The organism is Ensifer sp. ENS08 (assembly GCF_014852195.1).
Taxonomy (GTDB): domain Bacteria; phylum Pseudomonadota; class Alphaproteobacteria; order Rhizobiales; family Rhizobiaceae; genus Ensifer; species Ensifer adhaerens.
Genome location: NZ_JACVBF010000011.1, coordinates 120,740 through 144,280, shown reverse-complemented (window position 1 = coordinate 144,280; position 23,541 = coordinate 120,740). Strand labels below are relative to the sequence as shown.

The window sequence follows — 23,541 nt, the reverse complement described above, 5'->3', positions numbered from 1 at the left end:
GCGCAGCGATGGTATCTTTCTTGACCTTCCCATCGTTGGAAGCCCTAGAACCTAATCTGGCCGCAGGTCAGCGGGCTTGCGGCCACGCCACATATTCGACGCGAATCGACTGGTAGCAGAGCGGCTATCGCCGGCCGTCGACGCAGGGGGAATGCCGAAAGACATGACGTCCTCACTTCATCCGCATTGGGATACGGCCCGGGAGAAGCGTTCGCTCACCCTGCGCTTCGTTGCTTTCGCAATCCTGCTGGCAAGTCTGCTGCTCGGCGGCAACGCGGGCGCGGAACGCATGCACGCGGTCGTCGTCGTCAGCTATCTCGCCATCAGCGTGGCGTCGGTGGCAACGGCGCGCTATCTGCCCGGCCGCTCCTGGCTGACGACCCTCTTCGTCGTTCTCGATGCGCTCTTGGTCGCGCTGCTGCTCTACGCCCATATTCTGGCCGGCCCGGTGACAGCGAACCACAATCTGACGACGACCAGCCTCGTCGTCGCCTTCATCCTGCTCGTCCATGTCGGACTCAAGCTGGAGCGACGCCTGGTCCTCCTCTTTTCCGCCATCGTGCTCATAGCCTGGGTGACGATGCTGGCGATGACGGCTGCAAGGCACGATGCCTCCGGACCGCTTTCGCTGCTCGGGGCATTCTTCAACCAGGATCTCGGCCTGACCGTGAGCTTCGGCTTCACCGCCTTTGCCATCTATCTTCTTGCGCGCGACCACGACCGGACGCGCAAGGAAGCCTTGAAGGCCGACCAGCGGCGACAAAATCTCTCGCGCTTCTTCTCGCCGCTAGTCGTTTCCGCCCTGCAGGAGAAAGGCGATGTGCTCGGGCTGGAGCGACGCAGCGCCGCGATCATGTTCGTGGACCTGCGTGATTTCACCCGTTTTGCCGAGGCGGCACCGGCGCCTGAGCTCGCCTTCGTGCTCGCCGAATATCGCCAACTCGTCTCGCAGACGATCTTCGAACACGGCGGCACCGTCGACAAATTCATCGGCGATGGGGTGATGGCGGTCTTCGGCCAGCCGAGACCGAAGGAAGACGACGCCGACAGGGCACTTGCCTGCGCGCTCGATCTCGTCGACATCCTCACGGATTGGAAGAACCACAACGCGTGCAACAACCACCCGGCCCTCGATGCCGGCATCGGCCTGCACTATGGCACGGTCGTCGGCGGCGTTCTCGACAGCGGCTGCCACAGCGAGTTCACCGTCATCGGCGACGCCGTCAACGTGGCCCAGCGCCTGGAATCCATGACCAAGACGCTGCAGGTGCCGCTCGTCGTCTCCGCTTCGTTGATGTGCCGGCTCCAAGCACCAGCACCGGAAGCCGCATGGGTATCGCACGAGGCGGTCGTGCTGCCAGGTCGTCGCCTTCCGGTCGACATCTGGTGTCTTCACCGGGAGACCGGCTCAGCCCACCCGAACGAGGATGAGCCTTCCGTCGCTCCGCAGTCGCTGACGATCACCGACCGCTGAAGCTAAGCTTGAAGCGCGTGGTGAAATCACCGCCCCACCACATGGGGAAGTTGGTGCCCCATTTGTTGTTGTGGATGTTGAAGCGGACACCGGCGGAATAGTCAGGCAGGTCCTTGCAGAAGGCCATGAACGGCCAGGACTGCGGCGCCACCAGCGGCGTGTCGAGGTTTTCGACCATCAGCTCGACGCCCGGTTCCGAGCGCCCCCTCACCGCCGTGACCGCCTGCAGCTGTGCACCGCCCGCGCGGGCGAAATTGTCGGTGGCGTGCCAGTGCCCCATCTTGCACACATCCCAGGCGGAACGTCCCTCGGGCGTGAACGACAGAAAGCTCGCTTCCGGCATACGGTTGGCGTTCTTGCCATAGAGGGACAGCCGGACATCGAGCCCGTCCTTGCCGGCGGAAAATTCGATGGCGATTTCGGCAGGCGCGCCCAATTGCTCCACCGCTTCTGCCGGCATGACTGCAAGGACGGATGTTGCGGTCGTGCCGTAGAGCTTGGGCGCGTAGGCCTGCGAGCGCGCTTCCGCAACCTTCGCAAGCCCGGGCTTGTCGTGGTCGAGCACCGCCCAATCCATCCAATGTGTAAGGTACGTATCCATGTGGCGGCGAACGTCGCCGGCGTCATAGCTTTCGTAGCGATAGGCGATCAGCGAACCGTTGGCGCCACGGACCGTCCGACCGTCGGGCGCAGTCAGCGCGGAAACGTCGCCGGTTACCGGATCAAGCTCGATGATCCAGCCGCCGACATCGAGCCGCGTAGCAGCCTCGGTCGCCTCGGGCCGTGATGGAACGGCAATCTCGGCAAGGGCCGCCTCGGCGCGGACCGCATCCTCGCCGTCCAGCTCTGCAACCGCCTGGTCGAGATAGGCCCGCTGCTCCGCCCAGGACGCTTCGGTATAGTGGAAGCGAGGATCAGTCTTTCGCGCCGCCTCGAAGGCGGGGCGTGCCCAGGCCTTCTCGTCGCGCAGGAAGGATTTGATGTCGACGCCGCAGGTGTGTTCGGCGACCAGCGCCAGCTTGCGGCCGAAGGCCTGGCGGCTTGTGGTCATCCGCTCGCCGGCAAATTGGTCGTAAAGCCGCTGCAGCGCCAGATAGCGGGCGATCTTTTCCGGATCGGTGCCGCTGCCGTGGATCCAGCTGTCGCCGAGTTCCTTTTCCACCACCGGGAAACGCTCGCGCGCCTCCCAAATAAGCTTGCCGTAGTCCTCCAGTGTCGCCGCGCGCACGGCGGCACCTGGCTCGTGTTTCAGGATCTCGCGATAGGCTTCGGCCGTCTGCGACACGCTCTGCGGGCCGATGTTGTCGCTGGTATGGGCGAAGCTCAAGCCGTCGGAGAGACCCTCGGGGAAATAGGTCTCGCCATAGGAGCGCTGGTACATGACGACGATTTCCTCGCCGCCCGCCGCTCGCCAGCGAAAAATATCCGGGATTTCCGGCGGCGGCGAAGCGGAGTTCACGCCGATATGCAGGAAGCGCACGCCGGCTTCGGCCAGCAGCGGCACCATGCCGAGCGTATGGCCGGGCACATCGGTCATCTTGGCGGCGATCGTCTTCAGACCGAAGCGATGGTCCAGCTCCTGCGCATAGGAAAGCCCCGCCTTGAAAAGATCCGGCGACATCAGCTCCGTATGGGTGGTGAAGGGCAGCGCGTGCCAGCGGATCAGGCCGCGCTCGATCGCCTGCTCAAGGCGGGCGACCTCTTCCTTCGAGCGAGAATTCAGGTGATCCCAGATCAGCCAGGCGCCCGTCGTCCAGACGAACAGCGGCTCGTGCGGGTTCTCGTTGTAGAAGTGCGCGCCGGTCTCGATCGCCTGCGGGATGAAGCGCTCGTGATACTGCTTTCGGATCTTCTCGGCGTGATCGGTAAAGCCGATGTCGAGATGGGTCTTGAAGACGACGTGGATGCGTTTTTCGGTCATGTTCGCTACCTTCAGCCGACGGTGCCCCGCACGATCAGGCGGGTGTTGAGTGTCTCGGTAAACGGCTCGGCATCGGGCGCACGAAGCCGCATCAGGATGAGGCGGACGAGCGCACGCACGCGCTCTTCGAGGTCGATGCGCACGGTGGTGAGGTTGTAGCTCTTCCAGTGCGCCTGCGGGATGTCGTCGAAACCGACGACCTTGACGTCCTCAGGCACGGAAAGCCCGAGCTCGTGGCGCAGCGCGTCGATCGCGCCGAAGGCGCCGACGTCATTGGCCGCAAAGATCGCATCGGCACCTTCGCCGATGCGGAACAGATCGAGCGTCGCCTGGTAGGCGGTGTCGTAGGTGTAATCGCCGGCAAGCACGATCGGCGCATCCATGCCGCGCTCCGCGAGCGTCTCCTTCAGTGTGCGCTCGCGCTCGGCATTGGCGAGCGACTGCGCCTTGCCGCCGAGATAGGCGATGCGGCGCGCGCCATAGCCCTGAAGCAGGGCCACCGCCTGCTCGATGCCGTTTTTCTGCCGGACGAGCAGGCGGTCATAGAGCGTACCGGATGCGGCGCCTGCAAACTGCTTCACGTCGTCGTAGATCACGTAGATCGGCACCGCGCGGTCGAGAAAGCCGCAGAGCACATCGGGCAGGATGTTCTCGGTAAAGGCGATCACGGAATCCGGATTGAAGCCGCGCATGTAGGTGAGCAGGCGCGGATCCATGCTGAAATCAGCCTTGGCCTTGAAGAGCAGCGTCGCGAAGCCCTCCGCCTGCAGCGCCGTCGTCAACGCGTCGATCTCCTGGCTCTCCCAGGGGCTGCAAACGTCGGGCACGATCATGCCGACGAGATGCGAGCGACCGGTCACCAGCGAGCGTGCCGCCATGTCGGGCGTGTAGTTCAGCTCCCGCGCCACCTGCAGAATGCGGTCGCGCTTTTCCGGCTTCAGCGACGCATTCGGATTGAAGGCCCGCGAGACCGCCACACGGGAAACATTGGCCTCGCGCGCCACCTGGTCTGCGGTGGCTCGGGCAGCTTTCTTGTCGGCGCGCTCGTTCATCTATCCGTCACAAAATGAAAACGTGTTCATTCACAAAAGAGAGCAACGCGACGATTTCGTCAAGCGGAATAGGTATTCCGCCGATTTTTACCAACGGAACACATGATCCATGTTGACAAAGATGAAAGCGTGTTCATTCTTGACCGTCGTCGAGACGCCGGACCTGGAGGAGGGACGGACTGTCGCAGCCAGACACATAGGTCCTTGAGTGGATTGACCGGGAGGAGAAAACATGCGTACCAGGTTTCATTCCCTATTGCTCGGCGCAGCCGCGGCCATCGCCTTTGCAGCACCAGTGAGCGCCACCGAACTCAACATCACCTGCCGCTGCATCATCGGCGGCGTAAACAGCGGCATGGCCGAGTGGATCGAAAAGAAGGTCATTCCGGCCTTTACCGAGAAGATGAAGGCCGAAGGCAAGGACGTCACCGTCAAGCTCACCCAGTTTGGCGGCGAGGACGAGCAGCTGACGCAGCAGCTCGCGCTCGATTTCTCCACCGGCGCCGGCCCTGATGTCTCCGGCTTCGACGGCTTCCTGATCCCGAGCTTCGTCCAGGGCAATCTCCTGAAGTCGCTCGAGGAAGTGGCCGGCCCAGACGTTCCGAAGTGGGAGGGCTGGCAGCATATCTCCGACGGCACCAAGGCGCTGATGAGCTACCAGGGCAAGCCCTATGGCATCGCGCTCGGCACCGACGCCCGCATGATCTTCGTGCGCAAGGACCTCTTCAAATCGGCTGGGCTCGATGCCGACAGCTGGCAGCCGAAGTCCTGGGATGAGTTGCTCGACGCCGCCCGCAAGATCAAGGCGGCCGCCCCCGACAGCTTCCCGTTGCAGCTCAACGCCGGCGTCTCCATGGGCGAGGCGACCACGATGCAGGGCTACTGGATGGCGCTGCTCGGCACCGGCGAACAGGTCACCGACGACAGCGGCAAATATATCGTTTCGAGCCAGGGCATCCTCGACACGCTGAAGCTCTACAAGACCATCTATGTCGACGACAAGCTCGGCGACCAGCGCGCGCAGCTGCTTGCCGACGGCCGCAACCGCACCTTCGCCAATTTCCGCGATGGCAAGACGGCGATGCTCGTCGAGGGCGACTGGTTCTATCGCTCGGTCACAGCGCCCGGCGCCGAATTCGCCGTCGCCGATCGCGACAACACCATGACCTGGAAGAAGATGCCCGCCGCAGCACCCGGAAAGGGCTTACGCGGCCAGGATTTCGTCACGATGTCCGGCGGCACCGGCTTCGTCATCAATCCGCATACGGACGCGCCTGCCGAATCCTGGGCGCTGCTCTCGTTCATGAACAGCAAGGAGCAGCTCGACGCGTTCCAGGAAATCCAGCCCGCCATCCGCATCCGCGACGACGTGGCGATCCCGAACTCGCCGTTCCTGACGGAAACGGCAACGACGCTGCTGCCGATCACCACGGCCCGTCCGAACGACGCCAATTACAACAAGGTCTCGACCGAGATCCAGCGCATGACCGAAAGCGTCGTTTCCGGCGAGCTCTCGCCTGAGGACGCGATGGCCCAGTACAAGGCGGCCGTCATCGCCATCGTCGGCGAAGAAAACACCGTCAGCACGCTCTAAAGCCAATGCGGGATGTGGCCGCAACGGTGCCCTCATCCCGCTTCGATCCAACGACAGAGCGCCCGGCTGCCATCCGTGGCCGGGCTCCCGATCCAGGATATGGGCATGAAACGCGCATGAAGAAATTCTCCCTGCTTTCGACGCGCGCCGGCGCGCTTTTTCTGGCACCGGCCACGGCCCTCGTCGGGGTCTTCGTCATCGTTCCCTTCTTCTGGGTGATTTTCGTTTCCTTCACCAACCGCACACTGCTCGGCCGCACGGCCGTCGACCCCGATTTCGTCGGCCTGCAGAACTATTTCGCGCTCTTCAATCCGGCGACCTTCTTTACCCGCGGCCAGTTCGGGTTTTCGCTGATCCTGACGATCCAGTTCGTGCTGCTCTCGGCGCTGATCGGCCAGGCGCTGCTCGGGCTGCTGCTCGCCTGGCTCAGCCAGACGGTCACGCCGACGCTCAAATCCTTCCTGCAGACCGCGGTCATCGCCGCCTGGATCCTGCCGGAGGTGGTGATCGGCTTTGCCTGGTTCGCCTTCCTCGACTATGACAACGGCACGCTCAACATGATCCTGCGCGGCCTCGGTCTGCCGCCGGGCGACTGGCTGCTGCAACAACCGTTCTGGGTGATCGTGTCTTTCAACACCTGGCGGGGCGCCGCCTTCTCGATGATGCTGTTCAACTCGGCCTTCCAGTCGATCCCGCCGAGTTACTTCCAGGCAGCCGATGTCGCCGGCGCCACCTCGTGGCAGAAGCTGCGCGACATCGCGCTGCCGCTGATCCGCGGCCATGTCGTCACCGACCTCATCCTCATCACCATGTGGACCTTCAACGTCTTCACGCCGTTCCTGCTCACCCATGGCGGGCCGTCCTATCGCACCGAGATCCTGTCGATTTACACCTACCGCATCGCGTTCAAGGATTTCGAGTTCGGCAAGGGCGCTGCCGTCGGCGTGGTCATCATGCTGATCAATCTCGCCTTCGCGCTCGTCTATCTTCGCCTTGCCCACAAGAAGCCGGTGGAGGCGGAATGATGCAGAAGACTCAGAACATCTTCGTGCGGCGCGCGATCTTTGCCGCCGCCGCCACCTTCCTCGGCACGATCTTCGCACTGCCGCTCGTCTGGTTCATCTTTGCGCCCTTCAATGCCCGTGCCGAACTCGGCCTTGCCATCCCCTCACCCTTCACGCTTTCTAATTTTGCCACCGTCTTCCAGAACACCTTCGCGATGCAGGCGCTGCTGAACAGCCTCATCCAGGCGGCGGGCGGCGTGGTGCTGGTCGGCGCGGCGGCGACGCTTGCGGCCTATGCCCTCTCGCGCTCGCCGATCCCGGGCAAAGGCGCCGTCACCTATATCCTGCTGCTCTTCTCGTCGGTCGTTTCAGGCTCGGCGGCGATGGTGCCGATTTTCCTCATCATCTCCGCGGCAGGCCTGATCGACACCCATCTTGCCGTCATTCTCGTCTTTGCCGGCGGGCTGTTGCCGACGGCGATGTTCATTCTTCGTGATTTCATCGACGCCATCCCGCGCTCCTATGAGGAGAGCGCGATGGTCGCCGGCGCCTCTCCGCTCCAGGCGTTCTTCGATGTGGCGCTGCCGGTCATCCGGCCGGGCATCGTCGTGGTTGTCGTCTGGGCCTTCGTCAACATCTGGGGCAGCTTCCTCATCCCCTTCATCCTGTTGCGCAGCGACAAGCTGATGCCGGCATCCGTCGCGATCTACTCCTTCTATTCGGAGGCCGGCACGCCGATCGTCACGCTGCTGGCCGCCTATTCGCTGATCTATTCGCTGCCGGTCATCGCCCTCTATCTCTTCGTGAATTGGAAATTCGGTTTCCGGTTCTTTGGTGGCATCAAGTCGTAATCGGAAACCCGTCATGGCCTCTGTCGAATTCCAGAACATTTCCAAGACCTTCGGCGCGTTCGTCGCCGTGCCCGACATCAGCTTCCAGATCGCCGACGGCGAATTCATCTGCCTGCTCGGCCCGTCGGGCTGCGGCAAGACGACGAGCCTGCGCATGATCGCGGGTCTCGAAACGCCAACCTCTGGCCGGGTGATGATCGGCGGTCGCGACGTCACCTACCTGCATCCGAAGGACCGCGGCATCTCCATGGTCTTTCAGGACTATGCGCTCTACCCGCACATGAACATCGCCGACAACATCGCCTATCCCTTGAAGGTGCGCGGCGAGCAGGAGACCAAGCGCCACGCCCGCGCCAAGGAAGTGGCCGACGTCCTCAAGATCGGCGACCTGATGAAGCGGCTGCCGAGCCAGATCTCCGGCGGCCAGCAGCAGCGCACGTCGCTGGCACGTGCGCTCGTCTATCCGAGCGAGGTCTATCTTTTCGACGAACCGCTTTCGAACCTCGATGCCAAGCTGCGGCTCGAAGCGCGCGGCTTCCTCAACCACCTGCAGCGCGACATGGGCATGACCGCCGTCTATGTCACGCACGACCAGGCCGAAGCCATGGCGCTCGCAACCCGCATCGCCGTCATGGACAAGGGCCGGATCGTGCAGTTCGCGCCGCCGATCGAGATTTACCGCCGGCCCGCAACGACCTTCGTCGCCAACTTCGTCGGCAATCCGCCGATGAACCTCGTCCCCGTCGAAGCATCCATCGGCGATGGCGCCCTGCACCTGCGCGCCGATGGCCTGAAGCTCGCACCGATCGCGCTCACCGACGCCATCGCCAAGGCGGCGAAATCAGCCAGGATGACACTCGGTGTCCGCCCCGAACATTTGCGTATCGCGGCCGCAGGCGACCTGAACGTGGTTTCCGGCGAACTCTTCGCCAACGAGAACATGGGGCCGGAGAGCCTCGTCACGTTGGAGCGCGGCGACAACGGTCGCGTCACCGCGCGCATCTTCACCGACGACGAGATCAAGGTCGGAACCTCAGTCCATCTCGCCTTCGACGCCAGGCACATCACCCTCTTCGATGACAGCAGCGCCCGCATTCCCGCGGCAGACGAACGCTGAGGCCGCCATGCAGGAATTTGCCGTGCGCATCACCCGTAAGCATCAGGCGGCCGATCCCTATTTCTATCTGCCCTTCGAGGTGCCCGAAGGTGTAACGCGCATCGACGCGACGCTCAGCTATCCGAAGTCAGAGGCATGCATCATCGATCTCGGCGCGCTTGATCCGCGGGCGACCGAGTATCCGACCGCCCAGGGTTTTCGCGGCTGGAGCGGTGGCGCGCGTGACCGTTTCTTCATCGCTACCGACGACGCCACGCCCGGCTACATTCACGGCGAGATGCCGCCCGGCCAGTGGAAGGTGATGCTCGGCCTCTACAAGATCCCCGAAGAAGGCGCCGAGGTCAGCGTGACGGTCGATTTCGACAGAAGCCCGCGCTCCATCGTGCCGCAGCCGGAAAGAACGTTCCCCGTGCGCAAACAGTCCGGATGGTATCGCGGCGATCTGCACTGCCACACCTTCCACTCGGATGCGGCTGGCTCGCCCGAACTGCTGCACGCCGCCGCCAAACAGGCGGGTCTCGATTTTCTTGCGGTCGCCGACCACAACACCATCACCCAGCGGCGCTACTTCCATCCGCATTCCTCCGCCGACCTCATCTTCATCCGCGCCATGGAAATCACCACCGCCGTCGGCCACGCCAATGTCTTCGGCGTCGACGATTGGGTCGATTTTCGCATGACGAAGCCGGAGCATGCCCGCACGCTCGCGAGCATGGTGCATGAGCGCGGCGGCCTGCTCTCGGTCAACCACGACAAGCCGACCATCCCCTGGGACTACGAACTGCCTGAGATCGACTGCATGGAGGTCTGGCAATCCCATTGGCTCGCCTGGAACTGGGTGTCGCTCGAGCGCTACCAGCAGCGCCTCGCCTCGGGCCTGAAGATCTCCGCCATCGGCGGCAGCGACTTCCACCAACCGGCGCGGCTATTGCCGGAGGGACCGCTGGTGCTCGCCCGCCCGACGACGGTGCTCTGGCTCAATGAACTCTCCGAAGACGCCGTGCTCGCCACGATGAGATCGGGCCACGGCTACGTGACGGAAAGCCCCACCGGCCCGCATCTCGAACTGATCGCCAACGGCCAACCGATGGGATCGACCGTGGTTGGCCCAGTGACCGCAGAGGCCTTGGCTCGCGGCGCCCAGGGCGACCGGCTGCTGTGGCTAGACGCTTCCGGCATCGTCGGTGAAGAGACCATCGAAGCTGACGACTGGACCGCCCACTATGCCGGTTCGCCCGATCGGTTCCTGCGGACCGAAATCGCCGCGGCCGCCAACCGGAGCGCGATCGTCGAGACATTCCGGGAGGCCCTCCACGGCAAAAATTTGCCCTGGGCGCTCTCGGAGGACGATCTCTCGAAACAGACGATCCGCCGGGCCATCAGCAATCCGATCTATTGCCGGCCCAACTGACGGCCGCTGCACTCCGCAACTGATCTCATTCTCAAAGTATGGGGCATCCGATTTTGGCACGCTCATATTTTCCGCTTTACCGACACATTTTACGATTGCAGCAATTTTAAGCAGAAAATTTCCGTGCTAAGAAAAAAGGCAGAGACTACCGCGACAGCACGTTAGGACCCCCATGGCGGCACGCCAGCGCATCATTCCCGTCCGGCGGGAATACAATCGTTGGGTCGCCAACCAGACGCTTGAAGACTATGCGCTGCGCTTCACCGCCAAGAGCGCCCGGCGCTTCTCTTCCGAACGCATTTCCCAGACCGCCATCGGCGCGATCTCCTTTCTGGCGCTGGAAGCGATCGGTGGCGCCATCACCATGTCCTATGGCACCACCAATGCGATCGTTGCGATCGTCGTCGCCAGCCTGATGATCCTGACCGTGGGCCTGCCGATCAGCCGCTATGCGATCCGCCACGGTGTCGACATCGATCTGCTCACCCGCGGCGCCAGCTTCGGCTATATCGGCTCGACGGTGACCTCGCTGATTTATGCCAGCTTCACCTTCATCCTCTTTGCGATCGAGGCCTCGATCATGTCGGGCGCACTCGAACTGGCGCTCGGCATACCGCTCTGGATCGGCTACATCCTGAGCGCCGTCGTCGTGATCCCGCTCGTCACCCATGGCGTGCGGCTGATCAGCAAGTTCCAGTTGATCACGCAGCCGTTCTGGATCGTGCTCAACGTCCTGCCCTTCGTCTTCATCGCCTTTGCCGATTGGGAGAAGGTCGGCGCCTGGCTCGCCTATGCGGGCATGCATCACGCCTCGGGTCCTCCGGGTACCTTCGCGCCTTTTGACCTCGTCGAATTCGGTGCGGCCTCTGCCGTCATCTTCGCGCTGATGGCGCAGATCGGCGAACAGGTCGACTTCCTGCGCTTCCTGCCGCCGGACGGACAGCGCAAGCTGCACCACCGCATCGCCGTCTTTCTCGCCGGTTCCGGCTGGGTGATCGTCGGCGCGCCCAAACTGCTCGCCGGCTCGTTCCTGGTGGTGCTGGCGCTTTCTGCCGGTGTGCCTTCGACCAAAGCCGCCGATCCGGCGCAGATGTACTACACCGCCTTCGGCTACATGATCCCCTCCGATACGGCAGCACTTCTCCTGATGGTCGCCTTCGTCGTCGTGTCGCAGTTGAAGATCAACGTCATGAACGCCTATGCCGGGTCGCTCGCCTGGTCGAACTTCTTTTCACGATTGACCCACAGCCACCCGGGCCGCGTCGTCTGGCTGGTCTTCAACGTAGCGATCGCGCTCCTTTTGATGGAGCTCGGCATCTATCGGCTGCTTGAAGAAACGCTTGGCGTCTTCTCGATTATCGCCATGGCCTGGCTTTGCACGATTTCGGCCGATCTTTTCGTCAACAAGCCGCTCGGCCTGTCGCCTCCCGGCATCGAGTTCAAGCGCGCCCATCTCTACGACATCAACCCTGTGGGTCTCGGCGCGATGGCGATCTCGGCGACCGTGGCGCTGACAGCGCATTTCGGTGCCTTCGGCGAGATTGCCGCCTCGCTCGCGCCATACATCGCGCTGGTCGTCGCCTTCATCGCCTCGCCGCTGATTGCCTGGGGCACCGACGGCAAGTTCTATCTCGCGCGCAAGCCGCGCAGGAGCTGGGCCAACCGGATGGACATCACCTGCTCGATCTGCGAGCATCCGTTCGAGCCGGAGGACATGGCCTGGTGCCCCGCCTATGCAGCGCCGATCTGCTCGCTCTGCTGCTCGCTCGACAGCCGCTGCCACGACATGTGCAAGCCGAAGGCCCGCTTCAACGCCCAGGTCGCGACCGTCGCGACCACGTTGCTTCCACGCACCGTCACGGAAAAGCTCGCGACGCGGCTCGGCCGCTACGCGATCTCTGCGGTGCTGTCGATCGCCGGCATCGGCCTCATCCTCGCGATGATCGCCCACCAGACCGCCGGCACATCTCCCGAGATCGCTGCGGTCGTCGAGCGCACGGTCGCCGTCGTCTTCTTCGTCTTTGCCGTGCTCGCTGGTATCGTCTCCTGGTTTTACGTGCTCGCCCATGACAGCCGCGTCGTCGCCGAAGAAGAATCCTCGCGCCAGAACACCCTGCTTCTGAAGGAAATCGCCGCCCACAAGAAGACCGACGCCGCACTCCAGCAGGCAAAGGAAACAGCGGAAGCAGCCAACCGCGCCAAGAGCCGCTATGTCGTCGGCCTCAGCCATGAGCTTCGCACGCCTCTCAACGCCGTGCTCGGCTACGCCCAGGTTCTGGAGCGCGACGAGACGATCCCCCCGGCGCGTCAGGGCGCGATCAAGGTGATCAAGCGCAGCGCCGACCATCTTTCCGGCCTGATTGACGGCCTCTTGGATATCTCGAAGATCGAGGCCGGCAAGCTGCAGGTCTATTCCAATGAGATCAACATTCACGATTTCCTCGACCAGATCGTCGAAATGTTTCGGCCGCAGGCATTGGCCAAGGGCATCAGCTTCGAGCACGAGCGCGCTAGCGGCCTGCCACGCCATGTGAAGACCGACGAAAAGCGCCTGCGGCAGATCCTCGTCAATCTCCTATCCAACGCATTGAAGTTCACCGAGCGTGGCGGCATCCGCCTGGATGTCGCCTATCGCAGCCAGGTGGCGACCTTCACGATTGCCGACAGCGGCCGCGGCATTGCCGACAAGGATTTGCCGCGCATCTTCGATCCGTTCCAGCGCGGCGAGGCCGAACATCTCGGTAGTATGCCGGGCCTCGGCCTCGGCCTGACGATCACGCGGCTCCTGACGCAGACGCTCGGCGGCGAAATCGCAGTCACCAGCACGCCTGGGCAAGGCACCACCTTCCGCGTCCGGCTGATGCTGTCGGCGGTAGATCGTCCGCTACCTCCCGCAGCCCCGCGCCGTATCACCTCCTATCTCGGCCCGCGCCGCACCATCGTCATCGTCGACGACAATGCCGACCATCGCGACCTCATGCGCGAGATCCTCGTGCCGATGGACTTCACGGTGCTGACGGCCGCGTCCGGAGCCGATTGTCTGGCGCTGCTTCAAGACCTCGGCGCCGACCTCTTCCTGATCGATATCTCGATGCCGGGCATGAGCGGCTGGGAGCTTGTCGAGCGGCTGCGCCAGGGCGGGCAGATCGCGCCGATCATCATGCTTTCGGCCAATATCGGCGATGGCTCGGCGACCGGAGCATTCCGCGGCCACAACGACACGCTCGCCAAGCCCTTCCCCGTCGGGCAACTCGCCGACAAGCTCGCCGTGCACCTTGGCCTCACTTGGGTTCACGAGGGAGAGGAGAAGCAAGCACACCCGTCGCCGGCGGCCGAACCGTTGACGCGCCCCGACGCCTATCACGTGGAAGAGCTGATCCGCCTTGGAGAGATCGGCTATGTCAGGGGCATCGAAGCCAAACTGACGGAGATTGCCCTGCAGCCCGAACACCAGCCCTTCGCTGAGGCCGCCCGCGCCTATGTGCAGGCCTTCGACCTCTCGGGCTACGACGCTTTCCTCAAGAACAACGCAGCCAACGGAGACGACGCCCATGGCTGAGGCCAACGACCGCCGCGACATCGTGCTTCTCGTCGACGATTCCCCGGAGGCGCTTGGTTTCTTGACGGAAGCGCTGGAGCAATCCGGCTTTTCCGTGCTGATCGCGACCTCCGGCAGCGCCGCCCTTTCGATCGCCGAGCGCATCACGCCCGACGTCATTCTGCTCGATGCCGTCATGCCCGGGATCGATGGCTTCGAGACCTGCCGACGCCTCAAGGGCAACGCCGCCGTCGGCCAGACGCCGGTGCTGTTCATGACCGGGCTGACCGAGACCGAACATGTGGTGCGTGCGCTCGAGGCCGGCGGCGTCGACTATCTGACCAAGCCGATCAACATCGATGAGCTGAGGGCGCGCATTCGCGTCCATCTCTCGAACGCGCGTTCGGCCCAGAGCGCACGGGTCGCACTTGACGCGGCCGGCCGCCATCTGCTCGCGGTGCGCAGCGACGGAAGCGTCTGCTGGTCGACGCCGCAGGCGACGCGTCTCGTCAACGCCGCAACCGGCCGCGACGATGGCATGGCGATCGTCACCCGGCGCATCGCGGGCTGGATGGCAAACCGCCTGCGCACCGGAGCGCCCGACGACGGCACCTTCACGCTCGACCAGCCCGAGCAGTCGTCCCTGCAGATATCCTTCCTCGGCTCGATCGGCCCGAATGAACATCTCTTCCGCCTCACCGCCGAAAACCGCCGCTCCGACGATGCGGTGTTGCGCCAGCACTTCGCATTGACCCCAAGGGAATCGGAGGTGCTGCTGTGGATCGCCAAGGGCAAGGCGAACCGCGACATCGGCGAGATCCTCGGCTTGAGCGCGCGCACGGTCACCAAGCATCTGGAGCAGATCTATGTGAAGCTCGGCGTCGAGAACCGGGCGTCTGCCGCGGTGAAGGCGACGCAGGTTCTGCACAGTCTGTAGGCAGGCTGCGGTCCGATTTCCGTCCCGCTTCTTGCTGCCGCACGTCCAGCGTCATGGGCGGGTCAGCACCTGCTGAAAGCGACAGCCGACCGGCACGCGTCGCAAGCAGCAATCTGCACGCGCTCAGGCCGCGCCCGCCGTTCACCTTGCCTGCAACGCTGCCCAGGCGAAGGCTTCATCGAGTGCGGCAAACTTGACCGCTTGCCAATGGCGGTAATCGTCGACCAGGTCACGCGAAATCCAGAGCGGACCGCGGCTGCCGGAACTCTCCCAGCCGAGAACGCCGAGATCACCGGCACGCGCGAAAACCCTCTGCGCATGGGTGCGCGAGATGATGTAGCGGCTGGAGATCTCACCTGGCTTCAGGGGCCCGATCCAAATCCGCTGATCGGGCAGGACGCCCGTCGGCAGCCGCGCCACCAGGTCGTGCAGGATGTTGCTGCCTGACTCCGTCGAGACGAAAGCGGCGATGCTTTCGGGTGGCTCGCACCAGGCGCGATCCGCGATGAGCCGCCGCATCGCACGCGGGAGCGCATGATGCATCAAGGTCGGCTCGGTTTGCGACTGCGCCAGCCTTGTCCCCTCGTCGAGCCTGTCGAGCGACGAAAGGTGCCCCTCGAACCACTGCCGGATCAGGCCCTCGGCGACATCGGAAAGGATCAGGGGCCTGATCCGCTTGTCACCGCCCTGTTCCGCATCGAGAAGCAGTCGATAGTTGCGCATCTCGGCCAGGTGCGCCGCTGCCGTGTTCTTGCTGGCTACGTTGTTGCCGGCGATAAAGTCGATCAGCCTTGCCGCCGTCAGTTCGGGGCGGGATGGGTCGGTCAGACGCTCGAAATGCAGCGTCAGGATGGCCTGGGTGAGCAGCCATTTTCTCAGGCTGGCGGTGTAGCGCACGATGCGCGGAGCGGCGTCATGGATCGCAACCATATGAAGGGCCGCCTGACGCAACGCCTCCCCAAAGAGCGGATCGCCGACGAGCCGCGCAGGCGTGAACGGCATTTCGCCGTCCGGGGATCGGACACATTCGGATCGCGCCGTCACGGGCAGTCTCCAGACAGCGTAACCGCTGTTCGTTGCTTGCGACCGCGTGAAATGAACCGGTGGCTGACGGGTGCCTTTAGGCGGACCCGGGCACCCGGATCGGTTGAAAAAGGCAAAAAGCGCGTAGCACCGAACATAAACCAGTCCCCCTCCCGCCCCGGTGGCCAATAACTAAATCGGACAGACAGCGCAGATCGAGGTCTATACTTACAAGGTAACGAAGTCTTTACCCGTTTTTACGGATGGGGACGACGAGACGCTGTTTCAGAGATCAACGTTAATACGGGAAATTGAAAACAGCAGCGCACGTGCAGGCAAATCTGATAAAACAGCGCCAGCGATCACATTTTGATGGCTACCCGGATGCGTGCCCGATTGTTGATCGATCGTAAGATCCGGCCAGATAATGAAGCCAATGAGGAACTTCGCCGCCACATGTTGCGTTGACGCTCATGTGCGGCAACGGGGTGTTGCAGCATCCACGCAAATGGGAGGTGCAAGGCATGTGGCGATGGCTCCTGATGGCCGCACTCATCTTGCCGTCCACGAGTGCCTCACGGGCAGACGAGGGCGCGTTCTTGAAGACCCTCGGCGGCAACTGGGCAGGCACCGGAACGGTGCGCATCCGTGCCCACATGTCTCCGATGAACATTTCCTGCAACTTCAGTTCCAAGGCGAGCGACGCCGCTCTATCGATGGAGGGCGTCTGCCGCGGCATGCTGCTGATCTCGCGATCCATCGACGCGAAGCTGCGCTTTACCGGGTCCACCTATAGCGGCTCCTATCTCGGCCCCCGCGGCGGCCGCGCCGGGCTCAACGGCACACGACGCGGCGATGCGATCAACCTCACCATTCGATGGGCGAAGGAAGTCAATGGCGACCGCAGTGCCGACCTGACCTTACGCAAGGTCGGCACCAACGGGATGCAGTTGAAGACGATCGACGTCGATCCCGCTTCCGGCAAGCGGATCGTCACGAGCGAGATCAATCTCAAGCGAAAATAGCCTTGGGCCACCATGCCCCCTTCGGACCGGAACCGGGGCGGAGTTGGCGCGTTGCCGGCGCCGTCAGGCTACCGCTGCCACCCGGGCATCGAAATCCGCGGTCCATTGTAGCGACGGCCGCGCGCCACAGCGCTCGACCCAGTCCTTGATGACGGCGCTATCCGGCGTTGCCGCGGGATACCAGGCGAAGGGCGAATGCAAGAGCAGGTCGGCCGCCGAGTAGTGCTCGCCCATCAGATACGGACTGTCCTTCAACGCGTCTTCCAGGCGTGCCGCCATCTCTGTCGGGCCGCGGAAGGTGGCGTCGAAATAGGGATGCGAAACCCCCGCGGCTTGCGCGATCAGCACCGGCTCGACCACACCGGCATACCAGGCAAGCCAGCTGAGATAACGGCCACGCTGCGGATCGCCAGCATGCGGCGCCATCCCCTTTTCCGGGAAGAGGTCGGTCAGGTATTGGATGATCGCAATGGTTTCCCAGAGCACCACACCGTCATGAACGAGCAGCGGCACCTTACCCTCCGGGTGCGGGTTCGCCGGATCCTTTCGACCGCTGCCGTCACCGCGAGTGATGTCGACGATCTCGACTTCCACCTTGTCGAGAGCATCGAGTTCGCGAAGCAGGGTGATGATGCGCGACGAGCGCGAGCGCGGGGCGTGAAAGAGTGTCAGCATAGTCTGGATCCTCGGTTGCGTTTGGCGATGCGGATCTTATACAGTCGGCCAACTGCCAGTTTTCGTCAGTAGGGTTCGTCTATCTTTCATCCATGGCCCGTAGTGATCGTCTGTTCTGCCTGCTCCAGGCGCTGCGCACACTCCCCTCCCCGGTAACGGCGGCCCGCCTTGCCGAGGAAACCGGCGTGTCGTTGCGCTCGCTCTATCGGGACATCGACAGCCTGCGCGCCGCCGGCGCCGTCATCGATGGCGAGCGCGGCTTCGGCTACCGGCTGACGGAGGATATCGCCTTGCCGCCGCAAACCTTTACCCGCCTGGAGATCGAGGCGCTGGTGCTCGGCCTTGCCGAGGTGCAGCACATGGGCGAGCCGGATCTTGCCGCGGCGGCACGCGCCGTCCTTTCCAAGATAACGGCGACACTGCCCGATCGGTTGCAACGCCAGGCGCTTCATGCAGTCTCGCAGGTCTATCGCTTCGACAGGAGAGGGCCGCCAACCGTCGATGTCTCCCTGCTGCGCGAAGCCTCCTGGCAGGAACGCGCCGTCATCATCGGCTATGTGGATGCCTTGGGGCAGCGGACCGACCGGCAGGTTTTGCCGCTTGCCATCGTCTATCTGGAACGGGTTCTGGTGCTTCTCGCCTGGTGCTGCCTTCGAGAAGGTTACCGCAAGTTCCGCGTCGACCGCATCGTCGATATCAGCACGACGGAGGAGAGCTTCCGTCCGCGTCGGGTGCCGATGCTCCGGGAGTTCATCGGCTTCTTGAACGCTGGCGCGCCGGACACATCGAAGATGACGCTGAGCGGCCAATAGCCGCAAACGACGACGCGGCCCGTGTTGCCACGGACCGCGTTCGGACTGCTTTTTTGCAGTCATGCCTTGGGAGGCAAACTCATTCCGCCGGCTGCAAGGCCGGCTGCGGCAGCGCCTCCGGCGCACGGCCGCCAAGGACCGCGGCCATCTGCGCTTCATCCAGTTCGCCTTCCCACTTCGCAACGACGATCGTGGCGACCGCATTGCCGACGAAGTTGGTGAGCGCGCGGCATTCCGACATGAAGCGGTCGATGCCGAGGATCAGCGCCATGCCGGCGACCGGCACCGCCGGGACGACCGAAAGCGTCGCAGCCAGCGTGATGAAACCGGCGCCGGTGATGCCGGCAGCACCCTTGGAGCTCAACATCGCGACGAGAAGCAGCAGCACCTGATCGCCGAGCGACAGCGGGATATCCATCGCCTGGGCGATGAAGAGCGCGGCCAGCGTCATGTAGATGTTGGTGCCGTCGAGGTTGAAGGAATAGCCGGTCGGGATGACCAGACCAACGACCGAGCGCTTGCAGCCGGCCTTTTCCATCTTGCTCATCAGACCCGGAAGAGCGGCTTCCGACGAGGACGTGCCGAGCACCAGGAGCAGTTCTTCCTTGATGTAACGGATCAGCGCAACGATCGAGAAGCCATTGTAGCGGGCGACCGCGCCAAGAACGACGAACACGAAGAGGAAGGACGTGATGTAGAAGGTGCCGATCAGCATCGCCAGGTTGGCGATCGAGCCGACGCCGTATTTGCCGATGGTAAACGCCATCGCGCCAAAGGCGCCGATCGGGGCGGCCTTCATCAGGATGCCGACGAGCTTGAAGACCGGCAGCGTCAGCGCGTGCAGGAAGTCGACGACGGGCTCTGCCTTCTTGCCGACCATGGCAAGCGACAGACCGAAGAGCACGGAGATGAACAACACCTGCAGGATGTCGCCATCGGCAAAGGCGCCGACGAGCGTCGTCGGGATGATGCCCATCAGGAAGCCGGTGATCGTCTGCTCATGCGCCTTTTCGGCATAGGTGGTCACCGCCTTGACGTCGAGCGAGGCCGGATCGATGTGCATGCCGGCGCCCGGCTGGACGACATTGGCGACGATCAGGCCGATGATCAGCGCGAGCGTCGAGAAGGTCAGGAAATAGATCATCGCCTTGCCGGCGACGCGGCCGACCTTGGCAAGATCGGTCATGCCGGCGATGCCGGTCGCGACTGTCAGGAAGATGACCGGCGCGATGATCATCTTGACGAGACGGATGAAGGCGTCGCCGAGCGGCTTCAGCTCGGTGCCGAGCGACGGATAGAAATGGCCGAGCAGGATGCCGGCGGCGATCGCCACCAGAACCTGGACATAGAGATGGCGATAGAAAGGTGTCTTGCCGCGCGGTTCCGCGGATTGTTCGATAATCATGAGATCCTCCACTGGACCCAGTCCGGCGTCATGCCGGGCCTCCCGGGTCAATTTCCGATGCGCGACAGCGCGGGCTGTCATGAGGATGTCATTTGCAACGGTCGTGCCAGTTGGCCGCGGCAGGAACCAAGCCTTTGAATTGATGAGGATGTTTTGTGCAGGCGGCTCGGTGCGCACAAAGAGTTGAGCGGATTTCCGCACAAGCCATCTGGAAGACTGAGCGAAAAAATGCACAATTGGGCCATGTTCAACGCCCTGTCCGCCCCCCTCAATCTGGCAGATCTCGACCAGTCGATGCGCCGCACCTGGCTGGTCTTTGCCGGCCTTGCCGTCGCGCTGCTTGTCGCCGCGCTCCTGCTTGCCGGCGAGTACGGCCGAAGCCAGGCGCTCGAAACTGTCGATGCCCAAAGCCGGATCGATGCCAATCTGAAGGCCTCGCTGCTGCGCGCCGTACTCGAACGCCAACGCTCGACGCCGCTGGTGCTGGCCGACGATGTCGAGGTGATGGCAGCCCTTTCGACCCGCGGCACAGAGGCGCTGCAACGGCTGAACGAGAAGCTGCAGGCGCTGGCGACCAACACGGACGCCGCTGTCATCTACGTGATCGGCCCCGATGGCGTCGCCGTCGCTGCCAGCAACTGGCGCGAGCCGACGAGTTTCGTTGGCAACGACTATGCCTTCCGCGAATATTTCCGCATGGCGATGCGCGACGGCAAGGCCGAGCATTTCGCCATGGGCAACGTCAGCAAGCGGCCGGGCCTCTACATTTCGCGTCGGGTCCAGGGTCCTGACGGCCCGATCGGCGTCGTCGTCGCCAAGCTCGAATTCGACGATGTGGAAGCCGAATGGCTCGCCTCCGGCAAGCCGGTCTACGTCACCGACCGGCGCGGCATCGTGCTGATCACCAGCTTCCCCTCCTGGCGCTTCATGACGACCAGAACAATTCCACGCGACCGCGTCGCCGCCATCCGCGACAGCCTGCAATTTGGCGATGCCTCGCTGCTGCCGCTGCCCTTCCGCGACATCGAGCCGACCAGCGATGGCTCCAGCGAGTTGCGCGCACTGTTGCCGGGCGAAAGCGAACGTCGGTTCCTCCGGGTCGAAACCATGGTTCCGACCACCAGCTGGCGGCTGGAGCAGCTAGCACCGCTCGATGGCGCGATCTCGGCGGCAACCCGCGAGGCCCGGCTGATTGCCCTGGCCCTCCTCGCACCGCTGCTCGCTTTTACCGCGGTCCTCCTGCGCCGCCGCCAGACGCTGGCACTGGTGTCTGCGCGCGATCGCGCCGCGCGCGACGAGCTGGAGACCCGCGTGGCGGAGCGCACACATGACCTCAGCCTTGCCCGCGATCATCTCGAAACGGAGATCGCCGACCACCGGCGTACTGGCGAGAAGCTGCAGGCGGTGCAGCAGGAACTGGTTCAGGCGAACCGGCTGGCGATCCTTGGCCAGGTGGCGGCCGGCGTCGCCCACGAGATCAACCAGCCGGTCGCGACCATCCGCGCCTATGCCGACAACGCCCGCACCTTCCTCGAACGCGGCCAGCAGCAGACCGCGGTCGAGAACCTTGTCAGCATCGCCGAACTGACCGATCGGGTCGGCACCATCACCGACGAACTCAGAAGCTTCGCTCGCAAGGGCCGCTTCGTCGCCGAGCCGACGCCCATGCGCGACGTGATCGAGGGGGCGATGATGTTGCTGCGCAGCCGCTTTGCCGGCCGCATGGATGCGATCGTCATCGACCTGCCGGAAAATGGCCTCAGCGTCCTCGGCAGCCGCATCCGGCTCGAGCAGGTGCTGATCAACCTTTTGCAAAATGCCCTGGAAGCGCTCGGCACGCGCAGCGGCGCCGAGATCCGCGTGCGCTGCGAGGACGGTCCCTCCGGGACGGTTTTGCTCGTCGTTGCCGATAACGGCCCAGGCATTCCCCTGCACATCCACGAGGATCTGTTCACGCCGTTCAACACCTCGAAGGATGAAGGGCTCGGCCTCGGCCTTGCCATCTCCAAGGAGATCGTCGCCGACTATGGCGGCGATATCACCGTCGAAACCAGCGACAGGGGCACCGTCTTCACGGTTCGCCTGAAGAGGGCCTGAGCGATGCAGCCGACCGTCTATCTCGTCGACGACGACAACCATCTGCGAAAGGCGATGACGCAGACGCTGGAACTCGCCGGCCTCGCCGTTACCCCTTTTGCCAGCGCTGCCGAAGCGTTGAAGACGCTGGATGCGAATTTCGACGGCGTCGTCGTCAGCGATATCCGCATGCCGGGCATCGACGGCCTCGCCTTCTTCCGCCGCATCGAAGCTTTCGACGCGGATCTGCCGGTGATCCTGGTGACCGGCCATGGCGATATCCCGATGGCAGTGCAGGCGCTGCAGGATGGCGTCTACGACTTCATCCCCAAACCCTTTGCCGCCGACCGGCTGGTGCAGAGCGTGCATCGCGCGCTGGAAAAACGCCGGCTCGTGATGGAAAACCGCGCGCTGAAACGGGCCGCCGAGACGGCCGGCGACAACCTGCCGCTGATCGGCCAGACGCCGGTCATGGAACGTTTGCGCCAGACGATCCGGCACATTGCCGATACCGATGTCGACGTGCTCGTCGCCGGCGAGACGGGCAGCGGCAAGGAGGTGGTGGCGACGCTGCTCCACAATTGGAGCCGACGCCGCAACGGCAACTTCGTGGCGCTGAATTGCGGGGCGCTGCCCGAAACGGTGATCGAAAGCGAACTCTTCGGCCACGAACAGGGCGCCTTCACCGGCGCCTTGAAGAAGCGCATCGGCCGGATCGAGCATGCGAGCGGCGGCACGCTGTTCCTCGACGAGATCGAGGCGATGCCACCGGCGACTCAGGTGAAGATGCTGCGCGTTCTGGAAGCGCGCGAAATCACGCCGCTTGGCACCAACCAGGTTCGTCCGGTCGATATCCGCGTCATCGCGGCTGCCAAAATCGATCTTGGCGACCCGGCGCAGCGCGGCGATTTCCGGGAAGACCTCTACTTTAGATTGAATGTCGTAACGCTGTCGATCCCGCCGCTGCGCGAACGCCGAGACGATATCCCGCTGCTCTTCTCGCACTTCCTGACCCGGGCGGCCGAGCGCTTCAAGCGCGACGCGCCTGTGGTCACATCGGCCGTGCAGAGACATCTGATGACGCATGCCTGGCCGGGCAATGTGCGCGAGCTCTCGCACTTTGCAGAACGCGTGGCGCTTGGTGTCGAAGGTCCGCTGGGACAGCCGATTGCGCCCGCCGAACAGTCTGGATTTGCGCTCCCGGAACGGCTCGAACGCTACGAGGCGGAGATCCTGAAAGAGGTGTTGCGGGCTCAGCGCGGCGACGTCAAGGCGACGATCGAGGCGCTCGGCATTCCGCGCAAGACCTTCTACGATAAGCTCCAGCGCCACGGCATCAACCGTGCCGATTACGCCGAGCGGGCCGCACCGGAAAAGGCCGGCCGCTAGCGTCAAATCCGAATCCGCAAACACATGCAATAGGTGCATCTTTGTCGGCAGGCGAATTCACGCTTGACGACCCGGGCCGATCGATGGCTATGATCTAGGCATTCACCAGGGGGGTCCCGCAAGGGGCTGAGATTCTGCTGGATGGCCGGATTGCCGGCTGTGGCGCAGTGACCCGTTGAACCTGATCCAGTTCATACTGGCGTAGGGACGGTGCAGATATCGAAGCCAGGATTCCGT

General features: G+C 63.6%; 17 protein-coding genes and 1 riboswitch. Of the genes, 12 read left to right on the top strand and 5 right to left on the bottom strand.

What is annotated here, in order from left to right:
• Positions 1-163 precede the first annotated feature (163 nt).
• Entirely contained in the window at positions 164-1,474 is a 1,311-nt protein-coding gene (locus IB272_RS22245; protein WP_049810994.1) for an adenylate/guanylate cyclase domain-containing protein, read from the top strand.
• On the opposite strand, the gene IB272_RS22240 is transcribed toward IB272_RS22245, so the two are convergent.
• Both IB272_RS22240 and IB272_RS22235 read right to left on the bottom strand, forming a co-directional pair.
• Entirely contained in the window at positions 1,461-3,395 is a 1,935-nt protein-coding gene (locus tag IB272_RS22240; protein ID WP_060581027.1) for a DUF5054 domain-containing protein, read from the bottom strand. The genes IB272_RS22245 and IB272_RS22240 overlap by 14 nt on opposite strands.
• Positions 3,396-3,406: 11 nt before the next feature.
• A complete protein-coding gene (locus IB272_RS22235; protein ID WP_029742798.1) occupies positions 3,407-4,447 on the bottom strand; it encodes a LacI family DNA-binding transcriptional regulator in 1,041 nt (346 codons plus the stop codon).
• Between the two features lie 232 nt (positions 4,448-4,679).
• On the opposite strand from IB272_RS22235, the gene IB272_RS22230 reads away from it, so the two are divergent.
• From IB272_RS22230 to IB272_RS22200, 7 genes are all read left to right on the top strand, one after another.
• Entirely contained in the window at positions 4,680-6,041 is a 1,362-nt protein-coding gene (locus tag IB272_RS22230) for an extracellular solute-binding protein (RefSeq protein ID WP_029742799.1), read from the top strand.
• Between the two features lie 116 nt (positions 6,042-6,157).
• Positions 6,158-7,066, top strand: coding sequence for a sugar ABC transporter permease (locus IB272_RS22225; RefSeq protein WP_029742800.1), 909 nt, complete (start codon positions 6,158-6,160; stop codon positions 7,064-7,066).
• The gene (locus IB272_RS22220) at positions 7,066-7,896 is read left to right on the top strand and encodes a carbohydrate ABC transporter permease (RefSeq protein ID WP_029742802.1); all 831 of its coding nucleotides are present in this window, start codon (positions 7,066-7,068) and stop codon (positions 7,894-7,896) included. The genes IB272_RS22225 and IB272_RS22220 overlap by 1 nt, the downstream gene beginning before the upstream one ends.
• 13 nt (positions 7,897-7,909) lie before the next feature.
• Entirely contained in the window at positions 7,910-9,013 is a 1,104-nt protein-coding gene (locus IB272_RS22215) for an ABC transporter ATP-binding protein (protein WP_029742803.1), read from the top strand.
• Between the two features lie 7 nt (positions 9,014-9,020).
• Positions 9,021-10,424 carry a CehA/McbA family metallohydrolase gene (locus IB272_RS22210; RefSeq protein ID WP_029742804.1) on the top strand — a complete coding sequence of 468 codons (1,404 nt, stop codon included), beginning with the start codon at positions 9,021-9,023 and terminating at the stop codon, positions 10,422-10,424.
• Between the two features lie 172 nt (positions 10,425-10,596).
• Positions 10,597-13,983 (top strand): ATP-binding protein, encoded by a 3,387-nt coding sequence (locus tag IB272_RS22205; RefSeq protein ID WP_034805730.1) that lies wholly within the window; start codon positions 10,597-10,599, stop codon positions 13,981-13,983.
• Positions 13,976-14,899 (top strand): response regulator transcription factor, encoded by a 924-nt coding sequence (locus IB272_RS22200; RefSeq protein WP_060601704.1) that lies wholly within the window; start codon positions 13,976-13,978, stop codon positions 14,897-14,899. Before IB272_RS22205 ends, IB272_RS22200 begins: the two co-directional genes overlap by 8 nt.
• A gap of 141 nt (positions 14,900-15,040) precedes the next feature.
• Here the strand turns inward: IB272_RS22200 and IB272_RS22195 are convergent, their stop codons facing one another.
• Positions 15,041-15,901 (bottom strand): hypothetical protein, encoded by an 861-nt coding sequence (locus IB272_RS22195; RefSeq protein ID WP_112985498.1) that lies wholly within the window; start codon positions 15,899-15,901, stop codon positions 15,041-15,043.
• Between the two features lie 545 nt (positions 15,902-16,446).
• Here IB272_RS22195 and IB272_RS22190 point away from each other — a divergent pair.
• The gene (locus IB272_RS22190) at positions 16,447-16,947 is read left to right on the top strand and encodes a hypothetical protein (RefSeq protein WP_034805724.1); all 501 of its coding nucleotides are present in this window, start codon (positions 16,447-16,449) and stop codon (positions 16,945-16,947) included.
• Positions 16,948-17,010: 63 nt separating this feature from the next.
• Here the strand turns inward: IB272_RS22190 and IB272_RS22185 are convergent, their stop codons facing one another.
• Complete coding sequence (locus IB272_RS22185; protein WP_060644662.1) at positions 17,011-17,622, bottom strand: glutathione S-transferase family protein; 612 nt, start codon at positions 17,620-17,622, stop codon at positions 17,011-17,013.
• A 92-nt stretch (positions 17,623-17,714) separates the two neighbouring features.
• Between IB272_RS22185 and IB272_RS22180 the strand changes: the two genes are divergently transcribed.
• On the top strand, positions 17,715-18,434 hold the full coding sequence (locus tag IB272_RS22180) for a YafY family protein (protein ID WP_060601706.1): 720 nt from the start codon (positions 17,715-17,717) through the stop codon (positions 18,432-18,434).
• Positions 18,435-18,513: 79 nt separating this feature from the next.
• Here IB272_RS22180 and IB272_RS22175 read toward each other — a convergent pair whose 3' ends face one another.
• Complete coding sequence (locus IB272_RS22175; RefSeq protein ID WP_034805703.1) at positions 18,514-19,839, bottom strand: dicarboxylate/amino acid:cation symporter; 1,326 nt, start codon at positions 19,837-19,839, stop codon at positions 18,514-18,516.
• Between the two features lie 243 nt (positions 19,840-20,082).
• Here IB272_RS22175 and IB272_RS22170 point away from each other — a divergent pair, with 243 nt between their 5' ends.
• The gene (locus tag IB272_RS22170; RefSeq protein WP_051659720.1) at positions 20,083-21,936 is read left to right on the top strand and encodes an ATP-binding protein; all 1,854 of its coding nucleotides are present in this window, start codon (positions 20,083-20,085) and stop codon (positions 21,934-21,936) included.
• Positions 21,937-21,939: 3 nt separating this feature from the next.
• Positions 21,940-23,304: a sigma-54 dependent transcriptional regulator gene (locus IB272_RS22165; RefSeq protein WP_034805697.1), complete on the top strand. Its 1,365-nt coding sequence runs from the start codon at positions 21,940-21,942 to the stop codon at positions 23,302-23,304.
• Positions 23,305-23,401: 97 nt separating this feature from the next.
• Positions 23,402-23,530, top strand: a riboswitch (TPP riboswitch).
• The last annotated feature ends 11 nt before the right edge of the window (positions 23,531-23,541 follow it).

What these genes read in the sequence shown, in the direction of transcription:
- IB272_RS22245 (WP_049810994.1), top strand. Translation starts at nt 164, where the DNA reads ATGACGTCCTCACTTCATCCGCATTGGGATACGGCCCGGGAGAAGCGT.
- IB272_RS22240 (WP_060581027.1), bottom strand. Translation starts at nt 3,395, where the DNA reads ATGACCGAAAAACGCATCCACGTCGTCTTCAAGACCCATCTCGACATC.
- IB272_RS22235 (WP_029742798.1), bottom strand. Translation starts at nt 4,447, where the DNA reads ATGAACGAGCGCGCCGACAAGAAAGCTGCCCGAGCCACCGCAGACCAG.
- IB272_RS22230 (WP_029742799.1), top strand. Translation starts at nt 4,680, where the DNA reads ATGCGTACCAGGTTTCATTCCCTATTGCTCGGCGCAGCCGCGGCCATC.
- IB272_RS22225 (WP_029742800.1), top strand. Translation starts at nt 6,158, where the DNA reads ATGAAGAAATTCTCCCTGCTTTCGACGCGCGCCGGCGCGCTTTTTCTG.
- IB272_RS22220 (WP_029742802.1), top strand. Translation starts at nt 7,066, where the DNA reads ATGCAGAAGACTCAGAACATCTTCGTGCGGCGCGCGATCTTTGCCGCC.
- IB272_RS22215 (WP_029742803.1), top strand. Translation starts at nt 7,910, where the DNA reads ATGGCCTCTGTCGAATTCCAGAACATTTCCAAGACCTTCGGCGCGTTC.
- IB272_RS22210 (WP_029742804.1), top strand. Translation starts at nt 9,021, where the DNA reads ATGCAGGAATTTGCCGTGCGCATCACCCGTAAGCATCAGGCGGCCGAT.
- IB272_RS22205 (WP_034805730.1), top strand. Translation starts at nt 10,597, where the DNA reads ATGGCGGCACGCCAGCGCATCATTCCCGTCCGGCGGGAATACAATCGT.
- IB272_RS22200 (WP_060601704.1), top strand. Translation starts at nt 13,976, where the DNA reads ATGGCTGAGGCCAACGACCGCCGCGACATCGTGCTTCTCGTCGACGAT.
- IB272_RS22195 (WP_112985498.1), bottom strand. Translation starts at nt 15,901, where the DNA reads ATGCCGTTCACGCCTGCGCGGCTCGTCGGCGATCCGCTCTTTGGGGAG.
- IB272_RS22190 (WP_034805724.1), top strand. Translation starts at nt 16,447, where the DNA reads ATGTGGCGATGGCTCCTGATGGCCGCACTCATCTTGCCGTCCACGAGT.
- IB272_RS22185 (WP_060644662.1), bottom strand. Translation starts at nt 17,622, where the DNA reads ATGCTGACACTCTTTCACGCCCCGCGCTCGCGCTCGTCGCGCATCATC.
- IB272_RS22180 (WP_060601706.1), top strand. Translation starts at nt 17,715, where the DNA reads ATGGCCCGTAGTGATCGTCTGTTCTGCCTGCTCCAGGCGCTGCGCACA.
- IB272_RS22175 (WP_034805703.1), bottom strand. Translation starts at nt 19,839, where the DNA reads ATGATTATCGAACAATCCGCGGAACCGCGCGGCAAGACACCTTTCTAT.
- IB272_RS22170 (WP_051659720.1), top strand. Translation starts at nt 20,083, where the DNA reads ATGTTCAACGCCCTGTCCGCCCCCCTCAATCTGGCAGATCTCGACCAG.
- IB272_RS22165 (WP_034805697.1), top strand. Translation starts at nt 21,940, where the DNA reads ATGCAGCCGACCGTCTATCTCGTCGACGACGACAACCATCTGCGAAAG.